The sequence below is a fragment of the Variovorax sp. J22P240 genome (assembly GCF_030316855.1).
Taxonomy (GTDB): domain Bacteria; phylum Pseudomonadota; class Gammaproteobacteria; order Burkholderiales; family Burkholderiaceae_C; genus Variovorax.
The window spans coordinates 1,258,605-1,273,864 of record NZ_JASZYR010000001.1; the positions used below are offsets into that span (position 1 = coordinate 1,258,605).

Sequence of the window (15,260 nt, forward strand, 5' to 3'; positions counted from 1 at the left end):
CGCGCTCACCCTTCCTGCACGGCCGCAACCAGGCGCTGCGCGCAAGCCTCGGCTTGCGCCGCGTCGCGCGCCTCGACCATGACACGCAGCAGCGGCTCGGTGCCGCTCGCGCGAATCAAGACGCGTCCTGCGTCGCCCAGTTCAGCCTCTGCGCGCTGCGTTTCGGCAGCGAGCGCCTTGTTGGTCTTCCAGTCCTGTCCTTCGGCCAGGCGCACATTGATGAGCGTCTGCGGAAACAAGGTCACACCGGCCAGCAACTCGGCCACGCTCTTGCCACTTCGCACGCAGGCTTGCAACACCTGCAACGCACTCACGATGCCGTCGCCCGTCGTGTGGCGATCGAGCGCGAGCAAATGGCCGGAGCCCTCGCCGCCCAGCAGCCAGCGGCGCTTCTCGAGTTCTTCGAGCACATAGCGGTCACCGACCTTCGCTCGGACGAACTCGATGCCCTGCCCTTTCAGCGCCACCTCGACGGCCTTGTTGGTCATCAGGGTACCCACGACGCCGGCAGGCTTCTCGCCGCGCGCGATGCGCTCCATCGCCATCAGGTACAGGAGTTCGTCGCCATTGAACAGCCGACCGCTCGCGTCGACGAGTTGCAACCGGTCTGCGTCTCCATCGAGTGCGATGCCGTACTCGGCACCTTGGGCCTTGACGGCATCGATCAGCGCCTGCGGATGCGTGGCGCCGAAGCCCTTGTTGATGTTCAGGCCGTCGGGCGCACAGCCGATGCTCGTCACCTCGGCGCCCAGTTCATGGAACACGGATGGAGCCACCTGATAGGCCGCACCGTGGGCCGCGTCGATGACGAGCTTGTGGCCGCGCAGGGTCAGGTCGTTCGCGAAGGTGCTCTTGCAGAACTCGATGTAGCGCCCCGGCGCATCGTTGAGGCGCCGCGCCTTGCCCAGGGTCTTGGAGTCGACCCACACCGGTGGCTCCTTCAGGGCTGCTTCGACGGCCAGTTCCCATTCATCGCTGAGCTTGGTGCCGTGGGCGCTGAAGAACTTGATTCCGTTGTCCGGATATGCGTTGTGGCTTGCACTGATGACCACGCCCAGGCTCGCACGCTGAGCGCGCGTGAGATAGGCCACGCCCGGCGTTGGCAGCGGGCCGAGCAGCACCACGTCCACACCCGCGGAGTTGAAGCCCGACTCCAGCGCCGATTCGAGCATGTACCCGGAAATGCGCGTGTCCTTGCCGATCAACACGGTCGGGCGCGATTCCGTCTTCTTCAGCACACGGCCCACGGCGTGCGCGAGACGCAGTACGAAATCGGGAGTGATGGGCGGCTGCCCGACCGTTCCACGAATGCCGTCGGTTCCGAAATATTCTCTTGTCATTGATCTGATACCTGTTGTTGTTGTTTCATCGCGTGCCATACCGCCAACGCGGCAACGGTTTCGCGCACATCGTGCACGCGCAGGATCGCCGCGCCCTGCTCGACGGCCAGCACGGCCGCGGCCACGCTGGGCACCAGGCGTTCGCCTGCCACCTCGATGCCGGTGACTGCGCCAAGCGAAGACTTGCGTGACCATCCGGCCAGGACAGGCCAGCCCGAGACCAGCAACTCGCCCTGGCGTGCGAGCAAAGCGAAATTCTGAGCCACGGTCTTGCCGAAGCCAATGCCCGGATCGAGCACGATGCGGGACGCATCGACGCCAAGCTCCAGCAGCGCCTGAGCCCGCTCGTCCAGGAATGCGCGCACCGCCGGAACCACATCGCCCAGCATCGGAGCCGTCTGCATGGTCTGGGGATCGCGGTGCATGTGCATCAGGCAGACACCGCAAGCGGGATGAGCGGCGACCGCCTGCAGGGCGCCCGGCTGGCGCAACGCCCAGATGTCGTTGACGATGTCCGCACCGAGGTCCAGCACGGCGCGCATCACTTCGGGCTTGTAGGTGTCGACGGAGATGGGCACCTGAAGCTTCACCGCCTCGCGCACCACCGGCAGCACCCGCGCCAGTTCAGCTTCGAGAGGTACGGCCGGGCTGCCCGGGCGCGTTGATTCGCCGCCGATGTCCAGAATGTCCGCGCCCTCGTCGATCAATTGCGCGCAATGACGCACGGCGGCCTCGGTCGAGGCGTGTTCTCCCCCGTCGGAGAACGAATCGGGAGTGACGTTGACGATGCCCATCACCCTCGGCTCTGCCAGATCGATGGCGAAGCGCGCGGTGCGCCAGATCGCCGTCATGCCTCACCCCCACGAAAAAACGGGGCCAGAGGCCCCGTTGATTGCCAAAGCATCATGCTCAGGCCACGGTCGGCGCCGGATCGGGATTCACCGCCGGCGTACCGCCGCTGCCGCCGCCACTGCCCGAGGGCGGAATGCGCGGGGTCCAATCCTTGGGCGGACGCGGCGCGCGGCCGGCCATGATGTCGTCGAGCTGCTCGGTATCGATGGTTTCCCATTCGAGCAAGGCCTTCGCCATCGCGTGCATCTTGTCGCTGTTTTCTTCGATCAGGCGGCGCGCCAGCGCGTACTGTTCGTCGATGATGCGGCGCACCTCGGCATCGACCTTCTGCATAGTCGACTCACTCATGTTGGTCGTCTTGGTGACCGAGCGGCCCAGGAACACTTCGCCTTCGTTTTCGGCATAGACCATCGGGCCCAGCGATTCCGTCATGCCGTAGCGCATCACCATGTCGCGGGCGATCTGCGTGGCACGCTCGAAGTCGTTGCTGGCACCGGTGGTCATCTGGTGCATGAACACCTCTTCGGCGATGCGGCCGCCGAACAGCATGCTGATCTGGTTCAGCATGTATTCGCGGTCGTAGCTGTAGCGATCCTGCGCGGGCAGGCTCATGGTCACGCCAAGGGCGCGGCCGCGCGGAATGATCGTCACCTTGTGGACCGGGTCGCACTTGGGCAGCAGCTTGCCGATGAGCGCGTGGCCGGACTCGTGATAAGCCGTGTTGCGGCGCTCTTCCTCGGGCATGACCATGCTCTTGCGCTCGGGACCCATGAAGATCTTGTCCTTGGCCTTCTCGAAGTCCTGCATCTCGACGACGCGGGCATTGCGGCGGGCAGCCATCAGCGCGGCTTCGTTGCACAGGTTGGCCAGGTCGGCGCCCGACATGCCGGGCGTACCGCGCGCGATGATGCTGGGGTTCACGTCCTGGCCCAGCGGCACCTTGCGCATGTGGACGTTGAGGATCTGCTCGCGGCCGCGGATGTCCGGTAGCGTCACGTACACCTGGCGGTCGAAACGACCCGGGCGAAGCAGTGCGGCGTCGAGGATGTCCGGACGATTGGTTGCTGCCACCACGATCACGCCGAGGTTGGTTTCGAAACCGTCCATCTCGACCAGCATCTGGTTGAGGGTCTGCTCGCGCTCGTCGTTGCCGCCGCCGAGGCCGGCGCCACGCTGACGGCCGACCGCGTCGATTTCATCGATGAAGATGATGCAGGGGGCGTTCTTCTTGGCGTTCTCGAACATGTCGCGCACACGAGCAGCGCCCACGCCGACGAACATTTCCACGAAGTCCGAACCGGAGATGGAGAAGAACGGGACCTTGGCTTCGCCGGCGATGCTCTTCGCGAGCAAGGTCTTGCCGGTGCCAGGAGGGCCGACCAGCAGCAGGCCGCGCGGAATGCGGCCGCCGAGCTTCTGGAACTTGGCCGGGTCCTTCAGGAAGTCGACAACTTCCTTCACCTCTTCCTTGGCCTCGTCGCAGCCCGCGACATCGGCGAAGGTGACCTGGTTGCTGTTCTCGTCGAGCATGCGGGCCTTGCTCTTGCCGAAGCTGAACGCACCGCCCTTGCCGCCGCCCTGCATCTGCCGCATGAAGTAGACCCAGACGCCGATCAGCAGCAGCATCGGTCCCCAACTCACGAGCAGCGTCATGAGAAGCGAGCCCTCTTCGCGCGGCTTGACGTCGAATTTGACGTTGTTGGCGATCAGGTCGCCGACCAGGCCGCGGTCGAGGTACGTGGCCGTCGTCCGGATCTTGCGGTCGTCATTGGTGATCGCGACGATCTCGCTGCCGCCTTGGCCTTCCTGGATCGTGGCGCTCTTGATGCGGTTGTTGCGAACTTCCTCGAGGAAGTCGGAATAGCCGATGTTGCCTGCGCCGGCAACGCCGCGGGTGTCGAACTGCTTGAACACAGTGAACAACACCATCGCTATGACGAGCCAGACGGCAACTTTAGAAAACCACTGATTGTTCAAACGAAGCTCCAGTCGAAAGCGCGTGGTATGAAAAACAAAAACGCGCTGAGGGCACGCAATTGGCGACCATTTTAGGCTTTTCAACCCGCGAAACAGCCTGATTTCCCTATAGCAGCCATAGGGTGCAAGCGGTTTTAGGTACGAGCGTGGGAAGGAAGGCGAGTATCAATTCGTATCCGTTGCCCTGAGGCCGATGCCCACCATGAAGGTTTCGGAAGACTTGTCGCGGGAAGCCTTGGGCTTGATCGGCTTCACAATGCGGAAATTGTCCTTGAAAAGCTTCGTCAGCTCGCTGTAGCCACTGCCGTGGAACAACTTGGCGACCAGCGCCCCTTCAGGCTTCATATGGTGGTGCGCGAACTCGATCGCAAGCTCGATCAGGTGCGACACGCGCGCGGCGTCCGCGGATGCGATGCCGGTCAGGTTGGGTGCCATGTCGGACACGACCACATCGGCCAGCCGGCCGCCCATTGCCTGGGTCAGCCGTTCCAGCACGTCGGCTTCGCGGAAGTCGCCCTGGAGGAAGGTCACGCCCTCGATCGGCTCCATGGGCAGGATGTCGAGCGCGATGATGGTTCCTGCCAACTCGCCCGCGGCTGCACCGCCGGATGACATGCGGCGCCGGACGTACTGGCTCCAAGCGCCGGGCGTCGAGCCCAGGTCGACGACCAGATGCCCAGGCTTGATCAGCCCGAGCGTCTCGTCGATCTCCTTCAGTTTGTAGGCGGCCCGGGCTCGATAGCCCTCTCGCGTGGCCAGTTTGACGTACGGGTCGTTGATGTGATCATGCAGCCACGCCTTGTTGACCTTCTTGCTTTTCGGTTTGGGATTCATTGACGCTCGATAATACGGGGATGCCCGCCATTCAACTTACCCCTGCGCAGCGCAAGGTGCACCGCTCCGAAGCGCACCATCTGGACCCGATCGTCATGATCGGCGGCGACGGGCTGACGCCGGCCGTCAAGAAAGAAGCCGACGCCGCGCTCAAGGCCCACGGCCTGATCAAGGTGCGTGTGTTTTCCGACGACCGGACTGCCCGCGAAGCCATGCTCCAGACTCTGGCCGACGAACTGGACGCGGCGCCGATCCAGCACATCGGCAAGCTGCTCGTCCTCTGGCGGCCCATTCCCGAAAAGGAAAGGGAAATTGACGAAGACCGCATGCCCGGTCCGCGCGATGTCAAAGTCATCAAGTACAGCAAGCGTGCGGGGCAGCGCCCCGAAATCAAGACCTTGCGCGTTCTTGGCAACCAGCGCTTGACGCCGGGCGGCACGGTCAAGCGCGCCAAGGCCCGCAAGCCGCTGTCAGTCAAGAAGCGGCGCCAGGCGGATTGAGGATGCCGAGCGAGACAGCGGCTGGACCGCAGCAGCGGCACATCCTGTGCATGAAGTGGGGCACGAAATACGGGCCCGACTACGTCAATCGCCTCTACGCCATGGTCCGCCGCCATCTGAGTGGCGAGTTCAAGTTCGTGTGCCTGACCGACGACAGCAACGGCATCCGCAGCGAAGTGGAGTGCTTTCCGATCCCGCCCCTGGACCTCGAACTGGCACCGGGACAAGTCGACCGCGCATGGAAGAAACTGACCACCTTCGAGCAGGATCTTCACGGCCTGCGAGGCACGGCGCTCTTTGTCGACCTCGATGTGGTGGTGGTGGGCAGCCTGGACGAATTCTTCGAGTACCGGGGCGAATTCCTGATCATCCACGACTACGAGCGCCCTTGGCGGCGTCGGCGCATCACAGGCAACTCGTCGGTGTACCGCTTCGAACTGGGCGCCCATCCCGACGTGCTGGCCCATTTCCGCCAGAACATGGACGCCGTGCAGGCCGAGTTCCGCAACGAGCAGACCTACCTGTCGGACTTCATGTACCGCAAAGGCAAGCTTGCCTACTGGCCCGAGGCATGGTGCCCGAGCTTCAAGTACCACGGGATTCCGACCTGGCCGACCAACTACTGGCGCGAGCCTTTCGTGCCGGAAGGCGCCAAGATCATGGTCTTTCACGGGGAATGCAACCCGCCAGACGCACTGGCGGGGCGACGCAACCGGCGCTTCCGCTTCATCCGGCCGGCGCGCTGGATCACGCAGTTCTGGAAGGCCTGATCAGGCCTGGCGGCGTCCCATGCGCCAAAGCAGGACGCCGGCACACACCCACTGACCGAGGTACATGGCACTCCCCAGCGAGTGCCAGAGCCTGAGGTTCTCGCGCGCCAGGATTCGCGGCGCGACGGCATATTGCTGCAACAGTGCCAGCAACAGCGCCGTGATGATCAAGAAAATTGCAGCCCGCGCCGGCCCCTCGACGCGGTCGCCGCCTTGTGCCCGGAAATGAACCAGAAGCACCAGGCCGCAACCCAGGGCCACCCAAGTCTGCGCCGCGAACAGCTGCCCGGCGAAATTGCCAGCAACGGCCGGGTTGCCGAGTCGGGCGAAAAGCATCGGCACCACGAGGAATCCGATCGTCGTCAGGCTGCCCCACCAGAAGGCGGCGAGCAACAGGGCGATGCGGTCCTTCATGGCCCCTGCCGGATCAGAGATAGCTGACAGCGACGATCTCGTAGCGCTTGATGCCGCCCGGCGCCTGCACTTCCGCGGTATCGCCCTCTTCCTTGCCGATCAATGCGCGCGCGATGGGGCTTGAGACGTTGATCAAGCCCAGCTTCAAGTCGGCTTCATCCTCGCCGACGATCTGGTATTTGACGGCTTCGCCCGACTTCTCGTCCTCGAGTTCGACGGTCGAGCCGAACACGACCTTGCCACCCGCGTCGAGCGCGGCCGGGTCGATGATCTGCGCCGCCGAAAGCTTGCCTTCGATGTCCTGGATACGGCCTTCGATGAAGCCCTGGCGATCCTTGGCAGCTTCGTACTCGGCGTTTTCGCTCAGGTCGCCCTGCGCGCGGGCTTCGGCGATCGAGTTGATGACCCACGGGCGATCGACGGTCTTGAGTCGTTGCAGTTCTTCGCGCAGCTTTTCTGCGCCACGCTTGGTGATGGGAATGGTGGCCACGTTGTTGCTCCAGAAAGCGAAACCGCCGAACGCTGCCGTTCGGCGGTCGATGGGAGTGAAAAGATCAGACGAGCTGGCGTCCGGTCAGCCGGCTCAGGATGGCGAGCGGGCTCGAATCGGGATTGTATTGCCTCGCAGCGGGCAAGTGCAGGGTCTGCTCGAGCATGTACTGGCCCGACATGACGGCGTGCGAAGTCTGGTCGGAAAAGCAGACCCACACCGACCCGGCCGGGAACGCCACGGTCTGCTGGTCGGCGTTCTTCTGGTAGTCCAGGTCGGATTTCATGCCGTCGTGCAATTGCAGCATGAGATGGTCGTACTCGCTGCGCAGCGACTTGGTGACGCGGAGCGCCCGCAGCATCCGCGCCTGCCAGCGCGAATAGGGCTTGGTGCGCGGCAAAAAGCGCCGTGCGACGGTCTCGAAAGGCTCGCCGACCCGCCAAACGCGCGGCGCGCCTTCGGGGTTGGCGTTGGTGAAGACGCGCAGGATCCGCTCGCCGTAGTTGGGGCGCGAAGGAAAGGCGTCGATGTGCAAACGCCGATCATCGGCCCGCCATGACTGCACACGGGTTTCGACCTGCGCGGGCCGGTAGCTGGTCGGCGCCAGCCGCAGCGCAGGCGTGTAATGCGGCAGGAGGCCATGGATCAGCTGCTGCGCCTGCGCGCGGAACCGCCCGACCATTGCCGCGACGGCGCGCTGCCGCTCCTCGTCCCCTGCCACGCCCTTGATGCGCCCATTCGCATCCAGGCTGATATTGCGGACGTCGGGCGACAAGACGGCCGGCGACAGCAGCGCCCGTTCTTTCGGCAGCAACTCGAACCCGAGGCGCGGAAAGTAGAGCACTTTCCCGGCCTCCAGCGCGGCGATCCATGCCTCGTTCGGCACGGCGCCGCTCCAGGCGGCCAGGTCGAGTTCGACGAGCTGCGATTCCATCTTTTTGCCGCTACGCGAGCGCGAGCTGCGCGTGCATTTCCTGAATAGAGATGACGTCCAGGTCTTTCATGTGCCGCATGCCTTCGACCGCAGCTTCGGCGCCGAAGATCGTCGTGAAGGTGGTCACACGCGCCAGCAGCGCCGAGGTGCGAATCTGACGCGAATCAGCGATCGCGTTGCGACGTTCTTCCACCGTGTTAATGACCAGCGCAATCTCGTTGTTCTTGATCATGTCGACGATGTGAGGACGGCCTTCGGTGACCTTGTTGACGACGGCGCAGGCGATGCCAGCGGTCTGGATCGCTGCCGCGGTGCCCTTGGTGGCGATGAGCTCGAAGCCCAGCGTGGCCAGGCCGCGCGCAACTTCCACCGCGCGCGGCTTGTCGTTGTTCTTCACCGAGATGAAGACACGGCCGGACTTCGGCAGGTGCGTGCCCGCACCCAGCTGCGACTTCACGAAGGCTTCGCCGAAGGTCTTGCCCACGCCCATCACCTCGCCGGTCGATTTCATTTCGGGACCGAGGATGGTGTCGACGCCAGGAAACTTGACGAACGGGAACACCGCTTCCTTGACGCTGAAATACGGCGGCGTGACTTCCTTCGTGACGCCCTGCGAAACCAGCGACTGCCCGGCCATGCAGCGCGCAGCCACCTTGGCAAGCTGGATGCCCGTCGCCTTGCTCACGTAAGGCACCGTGCGCGATGCGCGCGGGTTCACTTCGAGCACGTAGATGACGTCCTGGCCGTCCTTCTCCTGGATCGCGAACTGCACGTTCATGAGCCCGACCACGTTCAGCGCCTTGGCCATGGCGGCACTCTGGCGCTTGAGTTCGGCGATCGTCTCGGCCTTGAGGCTGTACGGCGGCAGCGAGCAGGCGGAGTCGCCCGAGTGCACGCCGGCCTGTTCGATGTGTTCCATCACGCCGCCGATGAGGGTGTTGCCCTCGGCATCGCGCAGGCAGTCGACGTCGCACTCGACGGCATCGTTCAGGAAGCGGTCCAGCAGCACCGGCGAATCATTGCTGACCTTGACGGCCTCGCGCATGTAGCGCTCCAGGTCGCGCTGCTCGTGCACGATTTCCATCGCACGTCCGCCCAGCACGTAGCTGGGGCGCACCACCAGCGGATAGCCGAGTTCGGCCGCCTTTTCGAGCGCCTCGGGCTCGGTTCGCGCGGTCGCGTTCGGCGGCTGACGCAGCTTCAGTTCATGCAACAGCTTCTGGAAGCGTTCGCGGTCTTCGGCTGCGTCGATCATGTCGGGGCTGGTGCCGATGATCGGCACGCCATTGGCTTCCAGGTCGAGTGCGAGCTTGAGCGGCGTCTGACCGCCGTACTGCACGATCACGCCGGTGGGCTTTTCCTTGTCGACGATCTCGAGCACGTCTTCGAGCGTGAGGGGCTCGAAGTACAGCCGATCGCTCGTGTCGTAGTCGGTCGAGACGGTCTCGGGATTGCAGTTGACCATGATGGTCTCGTAGCCGTCCTCGCGCATCGCGAGCGCGGCATGCACGCAGCAGTAGTCGAACTCGATGCCCTGGCCGATGCGGTTGGGACCGCCGCCGAGCACCATGATCTTCTTCTTGTTCGTCGGTTCGGCTTCGCACTCGTCCTCGTAGGTCGAGTACATGTAGGCGGTGTTGGTGGCGAATTCGGCCGCGCAGGTGTCGACGCGCTTGTACACCGGGCGCACGCCCAGTGCACGGCGCTTTTCGCGGATCGCGGTGTCGGTGGTCTTCAACTGGCGCGCGAGGCGGCGATCGGAGAAGCCCTTCTTCTTCAGCGCGAGCAGCGTGTCGCGGTCGATGTCGTCGAGGGACTTGGTTTCGAGTTCGAGTTCGATCTTCACGATCTCCTCGATCTGCACCAAGAACCAGGGGTCGATCTTGGTCAGCGCGAACACTTCGTCCACGCTCAGGCCCATCGCGAAAGCGTCGCCGACGTACCAGATGCGGTCCGGGCCGGGCTCGCCGAGTTCCTTTTCGAGGACTTCACGGTCCTGGGTCTTCTCGTTGAGGCCGTCGACGCCGACTTCCAGACCACGCAGCGCCTTCTGGAACGATTCCTGGAAGGTGCGGCCCATGGCCATCACTTCGCCGACCGACTTCATCTGCGTCGTCAGGCGCGAATCGGCCTGCGGGAATTTCTCGAAGGCGAAGCGCGGGATCTTGGTGACCACGTAATCGATGCTGGGCTCGAAACTCGCGGGCGTGGCGCCGCCGGTGATTTCGTTGCGCAGTTCGTCGAGCGTGTAGCCGACGGCCAGCTTGGCCGCGACCTTGGCGATCGGGAAGCCGGTGGCCTTGGAGGCCAGCGCGGACGAACGCGAGACACGCGGATTCATCTCGATGACGACCATGCGGCCGTCCTTCGGATTGATGGAGAACTGCACATTCGAACCGCCGGTGTCGACGCCGATCTCGCGCAGCACAGCCAGCGAGGCGTTGCGCAGGATCTGGTATTCCTTGTCCGACAGCGTCTGCGCGGGCGCGACCGTGATCGAGTCACCGGTGTGCACGCCCATCGGGTCGAGGTTCTCGATCGAGCAGACGATGATGCAGTTGTCGGCCTTGTCGCGCACGACTTCCATCTCGTACTCTTTCCAGCCGAGCAGCGATTCTTCGATCAGCAGTTCGTTGGTCGGCGAGGCTTCCAGGCCGCGCTTGCAGATGGTCTCGAACTCTTCCGGGTTGTAGGCAATGCCGCCGCCCGTGCCGCCGAGCGTGAAGCTGGGACGGATCACCACCGGGAAACCGACGGTCTTCTGCACCGCCCAGGCTTCGTCCAGCGAATGGGCGATGCCCGAACGCGCCGAGCCCAGACCGATCTTGGTCATCGCGTCCTTGAACTTCAGGCGGTCCTCGGCCTTGTCGATGGCCTCGGGCGTCGCGCCGATCAGCTCGACCTTGTACTTGTCGAGCACGCCGTTGCGCCAGAGGTCGAGCGCGCAGTTGAGCGCCGTCTGTCCGCCCATTGTCGGCAGGATCGCGTCGGGACGCTCCTTGGCGATGATCTTCTCGACCGTCGGCCAGGTGATCGGCTCGATGTAGATGACGTCGGCCGTGGCCGGGTCGGTCATGATCGTCGCGGGATTGCTGTTGATCAGGATGACCTTGTAGCCCTCCTCGCGCAGCGCCTTGCAGGCTTGCACGCCGGAGTAGTCGAACTCGCAGGCTTGGCCGATGATGATCGGGCCGGCGCCGATGATGAGGATGCTCTTGAGGTCTGTGCGCTTAGGCATTCTTCTGTCCTTCTTTGTGACTTTGCATGAGTGCCGTGAAGCGGTCGAACAGGTAGCCGATGTCGTGCGGACCCGGCGATGCCTCGGGGTGGCCCTGGAAGCAGAAGGCCGGCTTGTCGGTGCGTGCCAGGCCTTGCAGCGTGTTGTCGAACAGGCTGATGTGCGTGGGCCGCAGGTTGGCGGGCAAGGTCTTTTCGTCGACGGCAAAGCCGTGGTTCTGGCTGGTGATGCTCACGCGGCCGTTGTCGAGGTCCTTCACGGGATGGTTCGCGCCGTGGTGGCCGAACTTCATCTTGAAGGTCTTCGCGCCCGAGGCGAGCGCCATGATCTGATGGCCCAGGCAGATGCCGAAGACCGGGATGCCGGTCTCGATCAACTGGCGCGTGGACTCGATCGCATAGTCGCAGGGCTCCGGGTCACCCGGGCCGTTGGCGAGGAAGATGCCGTCGGGTCGCAGCTTGAGCACGTCGGCCGCGGGCGTCTGTGCCGGCACGACGGTGATGCGCGCACCGCGTTGGGCGATCATGCGCAGGATGTTCTTCTTGACGCCGTAGTCGAAGGCCACGACGTGGAACTTCGGCGTGATCTGCACGCCGTAGCCGGAACCGAGCTTCCACTCGGTCTGCGTCCATTCGTAGGTTTCCTTGACTGACACGACCTTGGCGAGGTCGAGGCCCGCCATGCTGGGCGCGGCCTTGGCGGCGGCGATGGCCTTGTCGATCAACGCCTGAGTCGCCGTTTCGCCTTCGGCCAAGCCGAGGATGCAGCCGTTCTGTGCGCCCTGCGTGCGCAGATGGCGGGTGAGCTTGCGCGTGTCGATGTTGGCGATGGCGACCGTGTTGCCCCGCACGAGGTATTCGTTCAGCGTGGCGGTCTTTCGGAAATTGGACGCGACGAGGGGCAGGTCCTTGATGATCAGGCCCGCGGCATGGATCTTGTCGGCCTCGATGTCTTCCTCGTTGACGCCGTAATTGCCGATATGCGGGTACGTGAGCGTCACGATCTGCTGGCAATAGCTCGGGTCGGTCAGGATTTCCTGGTAACCGGTCATGGCGGTGTTGAACACCACTTCGCCAGTCGTGACGCCGTTGGCGCCGATCGAGTTGCCGAGAAAGACCGTGCCGTCTGCGAGCGCCAGGATGGCGGGCGGGAATTTTCCCTTGAGAGACAAAAGCACTGGGATCTCCGGATGGATGACGCCCAAAGCGAACCCAAGATATGACTTTGGGCTGCGACTCTCGTCGAGGAGTTGGCTTGCGTGCGCTGAGGGCGGGGTGTGAGCGGGAAAGCCCTTGATTATAGCCGGCAGTCGCTCACAAGCTGGCCCCAGCCGCGCTTGCATGCAAGCAAATCGCCGCTGCCGCCGCGACGTTGAGCGACTCCTCGCCGCCTGGCTGTGCAATGCGAACGTGCCGGGTCGCGCGCGCCTCCAGGGCGGCGGAAACGCCCTGACCTTCGTGCCCCATCAGCCAGGCGCAGGGGTGGGGCAAGGTGGTGCGGTGCAGCCAGTCGCCTCGGTGCGAACTGGTGGCGATCCAGGGGACGGCCAGGGCATCCAGCGCGTCCAGTTCCACGCCTTCGATCAAGCGCAGCCCGAAATGAGCGCCCATGCCGGCGCGCAGCACCTTGGGCGCCCAAAGTGCCGCCGTGCCCTTGAGGGCGATGATCTGGGTGAATCCGAACGCCGCGGCGCTGCGCAGGATCGAGCCAACATTGCCGGCGTCCTGCAGGCGATCGAGGACGACGGTCGGTGCGGCCGGTTCGACTCCCGGGCGTTCGGGCAGGTCCAGCACGAAACCCATGGGCGCGGGTGATTCCAGGCCACTCACGCCGGCCAGCAAGGCATCCGGCAGCACAACCGTCTTGCTTATCGCACCGGCCCATTCGTGGCGCGCCGTAGGCCACAGCGATTCGGCAAAGACGGCGACAGCCGGCCGCACGCCGCGTTCGCGGGCGGCGCGGCACAGGTGGTCGCCTTCGAGCCAGATGCGGCCCGCCTTGCGGTAGGCACCCGGCTCGTGGGCCAGCTTGCGCAACTCCTTGAGGAGCGGGTTGTCGCGAGATGTGACGTGGCTGACGTCACCGGAGGTCATGGTGAGATCCGCGTTTCGATGGTGGTCACTTGAACCACCATGGATTCCGCCACCATGGCGGGTTCAGCCTGGCCCGCCATCCTGGAAAGAGCCGCCGCCACGGGACTGAAGGATTTGCGATGGTGCACGCAGGCGCCATGGCGCAGCAGCGCTTCGAGATGCTCGGGTGTGCCATAGCCCTTGTGCCCGGCAAAGCCGTAATGCGGAAATTCGACGTGCAACTGCTCACACAGCCTATCCCGATGCACTTTCGCCAGGATCGAAGCGGCGGAAATCGCCTTGATGCGGGCATCGCCTTTGACGATGGCCTCCGCCAGCACGTCGAGCGTCGGCAGCCGGTTGCCGTCGACCAGCACTTTGGCCGGCTTCAGGCGCAGGCCTTCGACCGCGCGCCGCATGGCCAGCATCGTGGCCTGGAGGATGTTGTGGGTGTCGATCTCCTCGACGCTCGCCTGCGCGACCGAGCAGCACAGGGCCTTAGCCAGAATTTGGTCATTGAGGCGTTCGCGCTGCAGCGCAGTCAGCGTCTTCGAATCGGCAAGCCCGCGGATGGGTCGCTGGTCGTCCAGGATCACGGCCGCGGCGACGACCGGCCCCGCCAGCGGCCCGCGACCGGCTTCGTCGACTCCGGCCACCAAACCAGGCGCGTCCCACACGAGCGTTGCCTGTTCAGCCTTCAAGAACTTTCTGGATCGCATCGGCGCACAGTGTCGGCGTATCGCGCAGCAATTCGGCATGCAGCGCGCAAAAACGTTGTTGCAAGGCGTGAACCCTGTCGGGAGCGGCGAGCCACTCCAGGGTGGCGTCGGCGAGCGCTTGTGGCGTCGCAGCGTCCTGGAGCACCTCAGGAACGACGAACTCGCCGGAGAGGATGTTCGGCAAGCCGACCCAGGGCTGGAGTTGCTTGTGGCGCATCACCAGATTCCAGGTCAGCGAATTCATGTGGTACGAGATGACCATCGGCCGCTTGAAGAGCGCCGCCTCCAGTGTGGCAGTGCCGCTTGCGATCAGGGTGACATCGCAGGCGGCCAGCGCGGCGTGCGACCGGCCATCGAGCAAGGTCACGCGCCCGGTCATGCCTGCGGCCTCCAGCGCCTGTTCCACGTCAGCGCGGAGATTCGGCAGCACCGGCGCGATGAACTGGAGCGACGGCTGCGCCTTCAGCATCAGTGCCGCCGCCGCAAAGAACCTTGAAGCGATATGCCGCACCTCGGAGCGCCGGCTGCCGGGGAGCAGCGCCACGACCGTGGCGTCGCCGTCGATGCCCAGCGCCACGCGGGCGGCAGCCTGGTCCGGCACCATCGGGATCACGTTGGCCAGCGGGTGGCCGACATAGCTGGCCGCGACGCCGTGCTTTGCCAGCAATTCGGGCTCGAAGGGGAAGATGCACAGCACGTGATCGGCCGCTGCGCGCAGCTTTTCGACGCGCTCCGGACGCCAAGCCCAGATGGAAGGACAGACGAAATGAGCCGTCCTGATGCCGCGGCTTCGCAGGCCGGCCTCGAGATCCAGGTTGAAATCGGGCGCATCGACGCCGATGAAGATGTCCGGCGACTCGCGAAGAAGCCGCGCCTTCAACTGCCGCCGGATGCCCGCAATCTCCGCGTAGTGCCGCAGCACCTCGACGTAGCCACGCACCGCGAGCTTCTCTTGCGGCCACCAGCTTTCGAAGCCGCGAGAAAGCATCTGGGGTCCGCCGATGCCTGCGGCCTTCATGGTGGGCCAACGCGCCTGCAGCCCGTCGAGCATCAAGCCCGCGAGCAGGTCGCCCGAAGCCTCGCCGGCGACCAGCGAAAACTGCCGCTGCGTTTCAGACAT

The 15,260-nt window shown here is 64.5% G+C and carries 14 protein-coding genes; 2 read left to right on the forward strand and 12 right to left on the reverse strand.

The features are described from left to right. Positions 1 to 5: 5 nt before the first annotated feature. The 4 genes from glmM to QTI24_RS06065 form a co-directional block, all read right to left on the reverse strand. Positions 6 to 1,340, reverse strand: a complete 1,335-nt coding sequence (gene glmM, locus QTI24_RS06050; RefSeq protein ID WP_286599007.1) for a phosphoglucosamine mutase — start codon at positions 1,338 to 1,340, stop codon at positions 6 to 8. Further along, a complete protein-coding gene (gene folP, locus QTI24_RS06055) occupies positions 1,337 to 2,191 on the reverse strand; it encodes a dihydropteroate synthase (protein ID WP_286599008.1) in 855 nt (284 codons plus the stop codon). The genes glmM and folP overlap by 4 nt, the downstream gene beginning before the upstream one ends. Before the next feature lie 58 nt (positions 2,192 to 2,249). Beyond that, positions 2,250 to 4,169 carry an ATP-dependent zinc metalloprotease FtsH gene (gene ftsH / locus QTI24_RS06060; protein WP_286599009.1) on the reverse strand — a complete coding sequence of 640 codons (1,920 nt, stop codon included), beginning with the start codon at positions 4,167 to 4,169 and terminating at the stop codon, positions 2,250 to 2,252. Between the two features lie 165 nt (positions 4,170 to 4,334). Next, positions 4,335 to 5,003, reverse strand: a complete 669-nt coding sequence (locus tag QTI24_RS06065; protein WP_286599010.1) for an RlmE family RNA methyltransferase — start codon at positions 5,001 to 5,003, stop codon at positions 4,335 to 4,337. A 20-nt stretch (positions 5,004 to 5,023) separates the two neighbouring features. Between QTI24_RS06065 and QTI24_RS06070 the strand changes: the two genes are divergently transcribed. Next, a complete protein-coding gene (locus QTI24_RS06070; protein WP_286599011.1) occupies positions 5,024 to 5,503 on the forward strand; it encodes a YhbY family RNA-binding protein in 480 nt (159 codons plus the stop codon). Between the two features lie 2 nt (positions 5,504 to 5,505). Continuing rightward, positions 5,506 to 6,273 carry a glycosyltransferase gene (locus QTI24_RS06075; protein WP_286599012.1) on the forward strand — a complete coding sequence of 256 codons (768 nt, stop codon included), beginning with the start codon at positions 5,506 to 5,508 and terminating at the stop codon, positions 6,271 to 6,273. Here QTI24_RS06075 and QTI24_RS06080 read toward each other — a convergent pair whose 3' ends face one another. The 8 genes from QTI24_RS06080 to lpxB form a co-directional block, all read right to left on the reverse strand. Then, the gene (locus QTI24_RS06080; protein ID WP_286599013.1) at positions 6,274 to 6,687 is read right to left on the reverse strand and encodes a DUF4149 domain-containing protein; all 414 of its coding nucleotides are present in this window, start codon (positions 6,685 to 6,687) and stop codon (positions 6,274 to 6,276) included. It lies immediately after the preceding gene. A gap of 13 nt (positions 6,688 to 6,700) precedes the next feature. Then, positions 6,701 to 7,177 (reverse strand): transcription elongation factor GreA, encoded by a 477-nt coding sequence (greA, locus tag QTI24_RS06085; protein ID WP_286599014.1) that lies wholly within the window; start codon positions 7,175 to 7,177, stop codon positions 6,701 to 6,703. 64 nt (positions 7,178 to 7,241) lie between these two features. Next, a complete protein-coding gene (gene kdoO / locus QTI24_RS06090) occupies positions 7,242 to 8,111 on the reverse strand; it encodes a Kdo hydroxylase KdoO (RefSeq protein WP_286599015.1) in 870 nt (289 codons plus the stop codon). A 10-nt stretch (positions 8,112 to 8,121) separates the two neighbouring features. Beyond that, the gene (gene carB / locus QTI24_RS06095; RefSeq protein ID WP_286599016.1) at positions 8,122 to 11,349 is read right to left on the reverse strand and encodes a carbamoyl-phosphate synthase large subunit; all 3,228 of its coding nucleotides are present in this window, start codon (positions 11,347 to 11,349) and stop codon (positions 8,122 to 8,124) included. Beyond that, on the reverse strand, positions 11,342 to 12,526 hold the full coding sequence (gene carA, locus QTI24_RS06100; protein WP_286599017.1) for a glutamine-hydrolyzing carbamoyl-phosphate synthase small subunit: 1,185 nt from the start codon (positions 12,524 to 12,526) through the stop codon (positions 11,342 to 11,344). Before carA ends, carB begins: the two co-directional genes overlap by 8 nt. Positions 12,527 to 12,662: 136 nt before the next feature. Continuing rightward, positions 12,663 to 13,442: a TrmH family RNA methyltransferase gene (locus QTI24_RS06105; RefSeq protein ID WP_286599018.1), complete on the reverse strand. Its 780-nt coding sequence runs from the start codon at positions 13,440 to 13,442 to the stop codon at positions 12,663 to 12,665. Then, complete coding sequence (rnhB, locus tag QTI24_RS06110; protein WP_286599288.1) at positions 13,439 to 14,140, reverse strand: ribonuclease HII; 702 nt, start codon at positions 14,138 to 14,140, stop codon at positions 13,439 to 13,441. The genes QTI24_RS06105 and rnhB overlap by 4 nt, the downstream gene beginning before the upstream one ends. Then, the gene (gene lpxB / locus QTI24_RS06115; RefSeq protein ID WP_286599019.1) at positions 14,112 to 15,260 is read right to left on the reverse strand and encodes a lipid-A-disaccharide synthase; all 1,149 of its coding nucleotides are present in this window, start codon (positions 15,258 to 15,260) and stop codon (positions 14,112 to 14,114) included. Before lpxB ends, rnhB begins: the two co-directional genes overlap by 29 nt.

Excerpts from the sequence above, each read along its gene's own strand:
- glmM (WP_286599007.1), bottom strand. The coding sequence starts at position 1,340 with ATGACAAGAGAATATTTCGGAACCGACGGCATTCGTGGAACGGTCGGG.
- folP (WP_286599008.1), bottom strand. The coding sequence starts at position 2,191 with ATGACGGCGATCTGGCGCACCGCGCGCTTCGCCATCGATCTGGCAGAG.
- QTI24_RS06065 (WP_286599010.1), bottom strand. The coding sequence starts at position 5,003 with ATGAATCCCAAACCGAAAAGCAAGAAGGTCAACAAGGCGTGGCTGCAT.
- QTI24_RS06070 (WP_286599011.1), top strand. The coding sequence starts at position 5,024 with ATGCCCGCCATTCAACTTACCCCTGCGCAGCGCAAGGTGCACCGCTCC.
- QTI24_RS06075 (WP_286599012.1), top strand. The coding sequence starts at position 5,506 with ATGCCGAGCGAGACAGCGGCTGGACCGCAGCAGCGGCACATCCTGTGC.
- QTI24_RS06080 (WP_286599013.1), bottom strand. The coding sequence starts at position 6,687 with ATGAAGGACCGCATCGCCCTGTTGCTCGCCGCCTTCTGGTGGGGCAGC.
- kdoO (WP_286599015.1), bottom strand. The coding sequence starts at position 8,111 with ATGGAATCGCAGCTCGTCGAACTCGACCTGGCCGCCTGGAGCGGCGCC.
- carB (WP_286599016.1), bottom strand. The coding sequence starts at position 11,349 with ATGCCTAAGCGCACAGACCTCAAGAGCATCCTCATCATCGGCGCCGGC.
- QTI24_RS06105 (WP_286599018.1), bottom strand. The coding sequence starts at position 13,442 with ATGACCTCCGGTGACGTCAGCCACGTCACATCTCGCGACAACCCGCTC.
- rnhB (WP_286599288.1), bottom strand. The coding sequence starts at position 14,140 with ATGCGATCCAGAAAGTTCTTGAAGGCTGAACAGGCAACGCTCGTGTGG.
- lpxB (WP_286599019.1), bottom strand. The coding sequence starts at position 15,260 with ATGTCTGAAACGCAGCGGCAGTTTTCGCTGGTCGCCGGCGAGGCTTCG.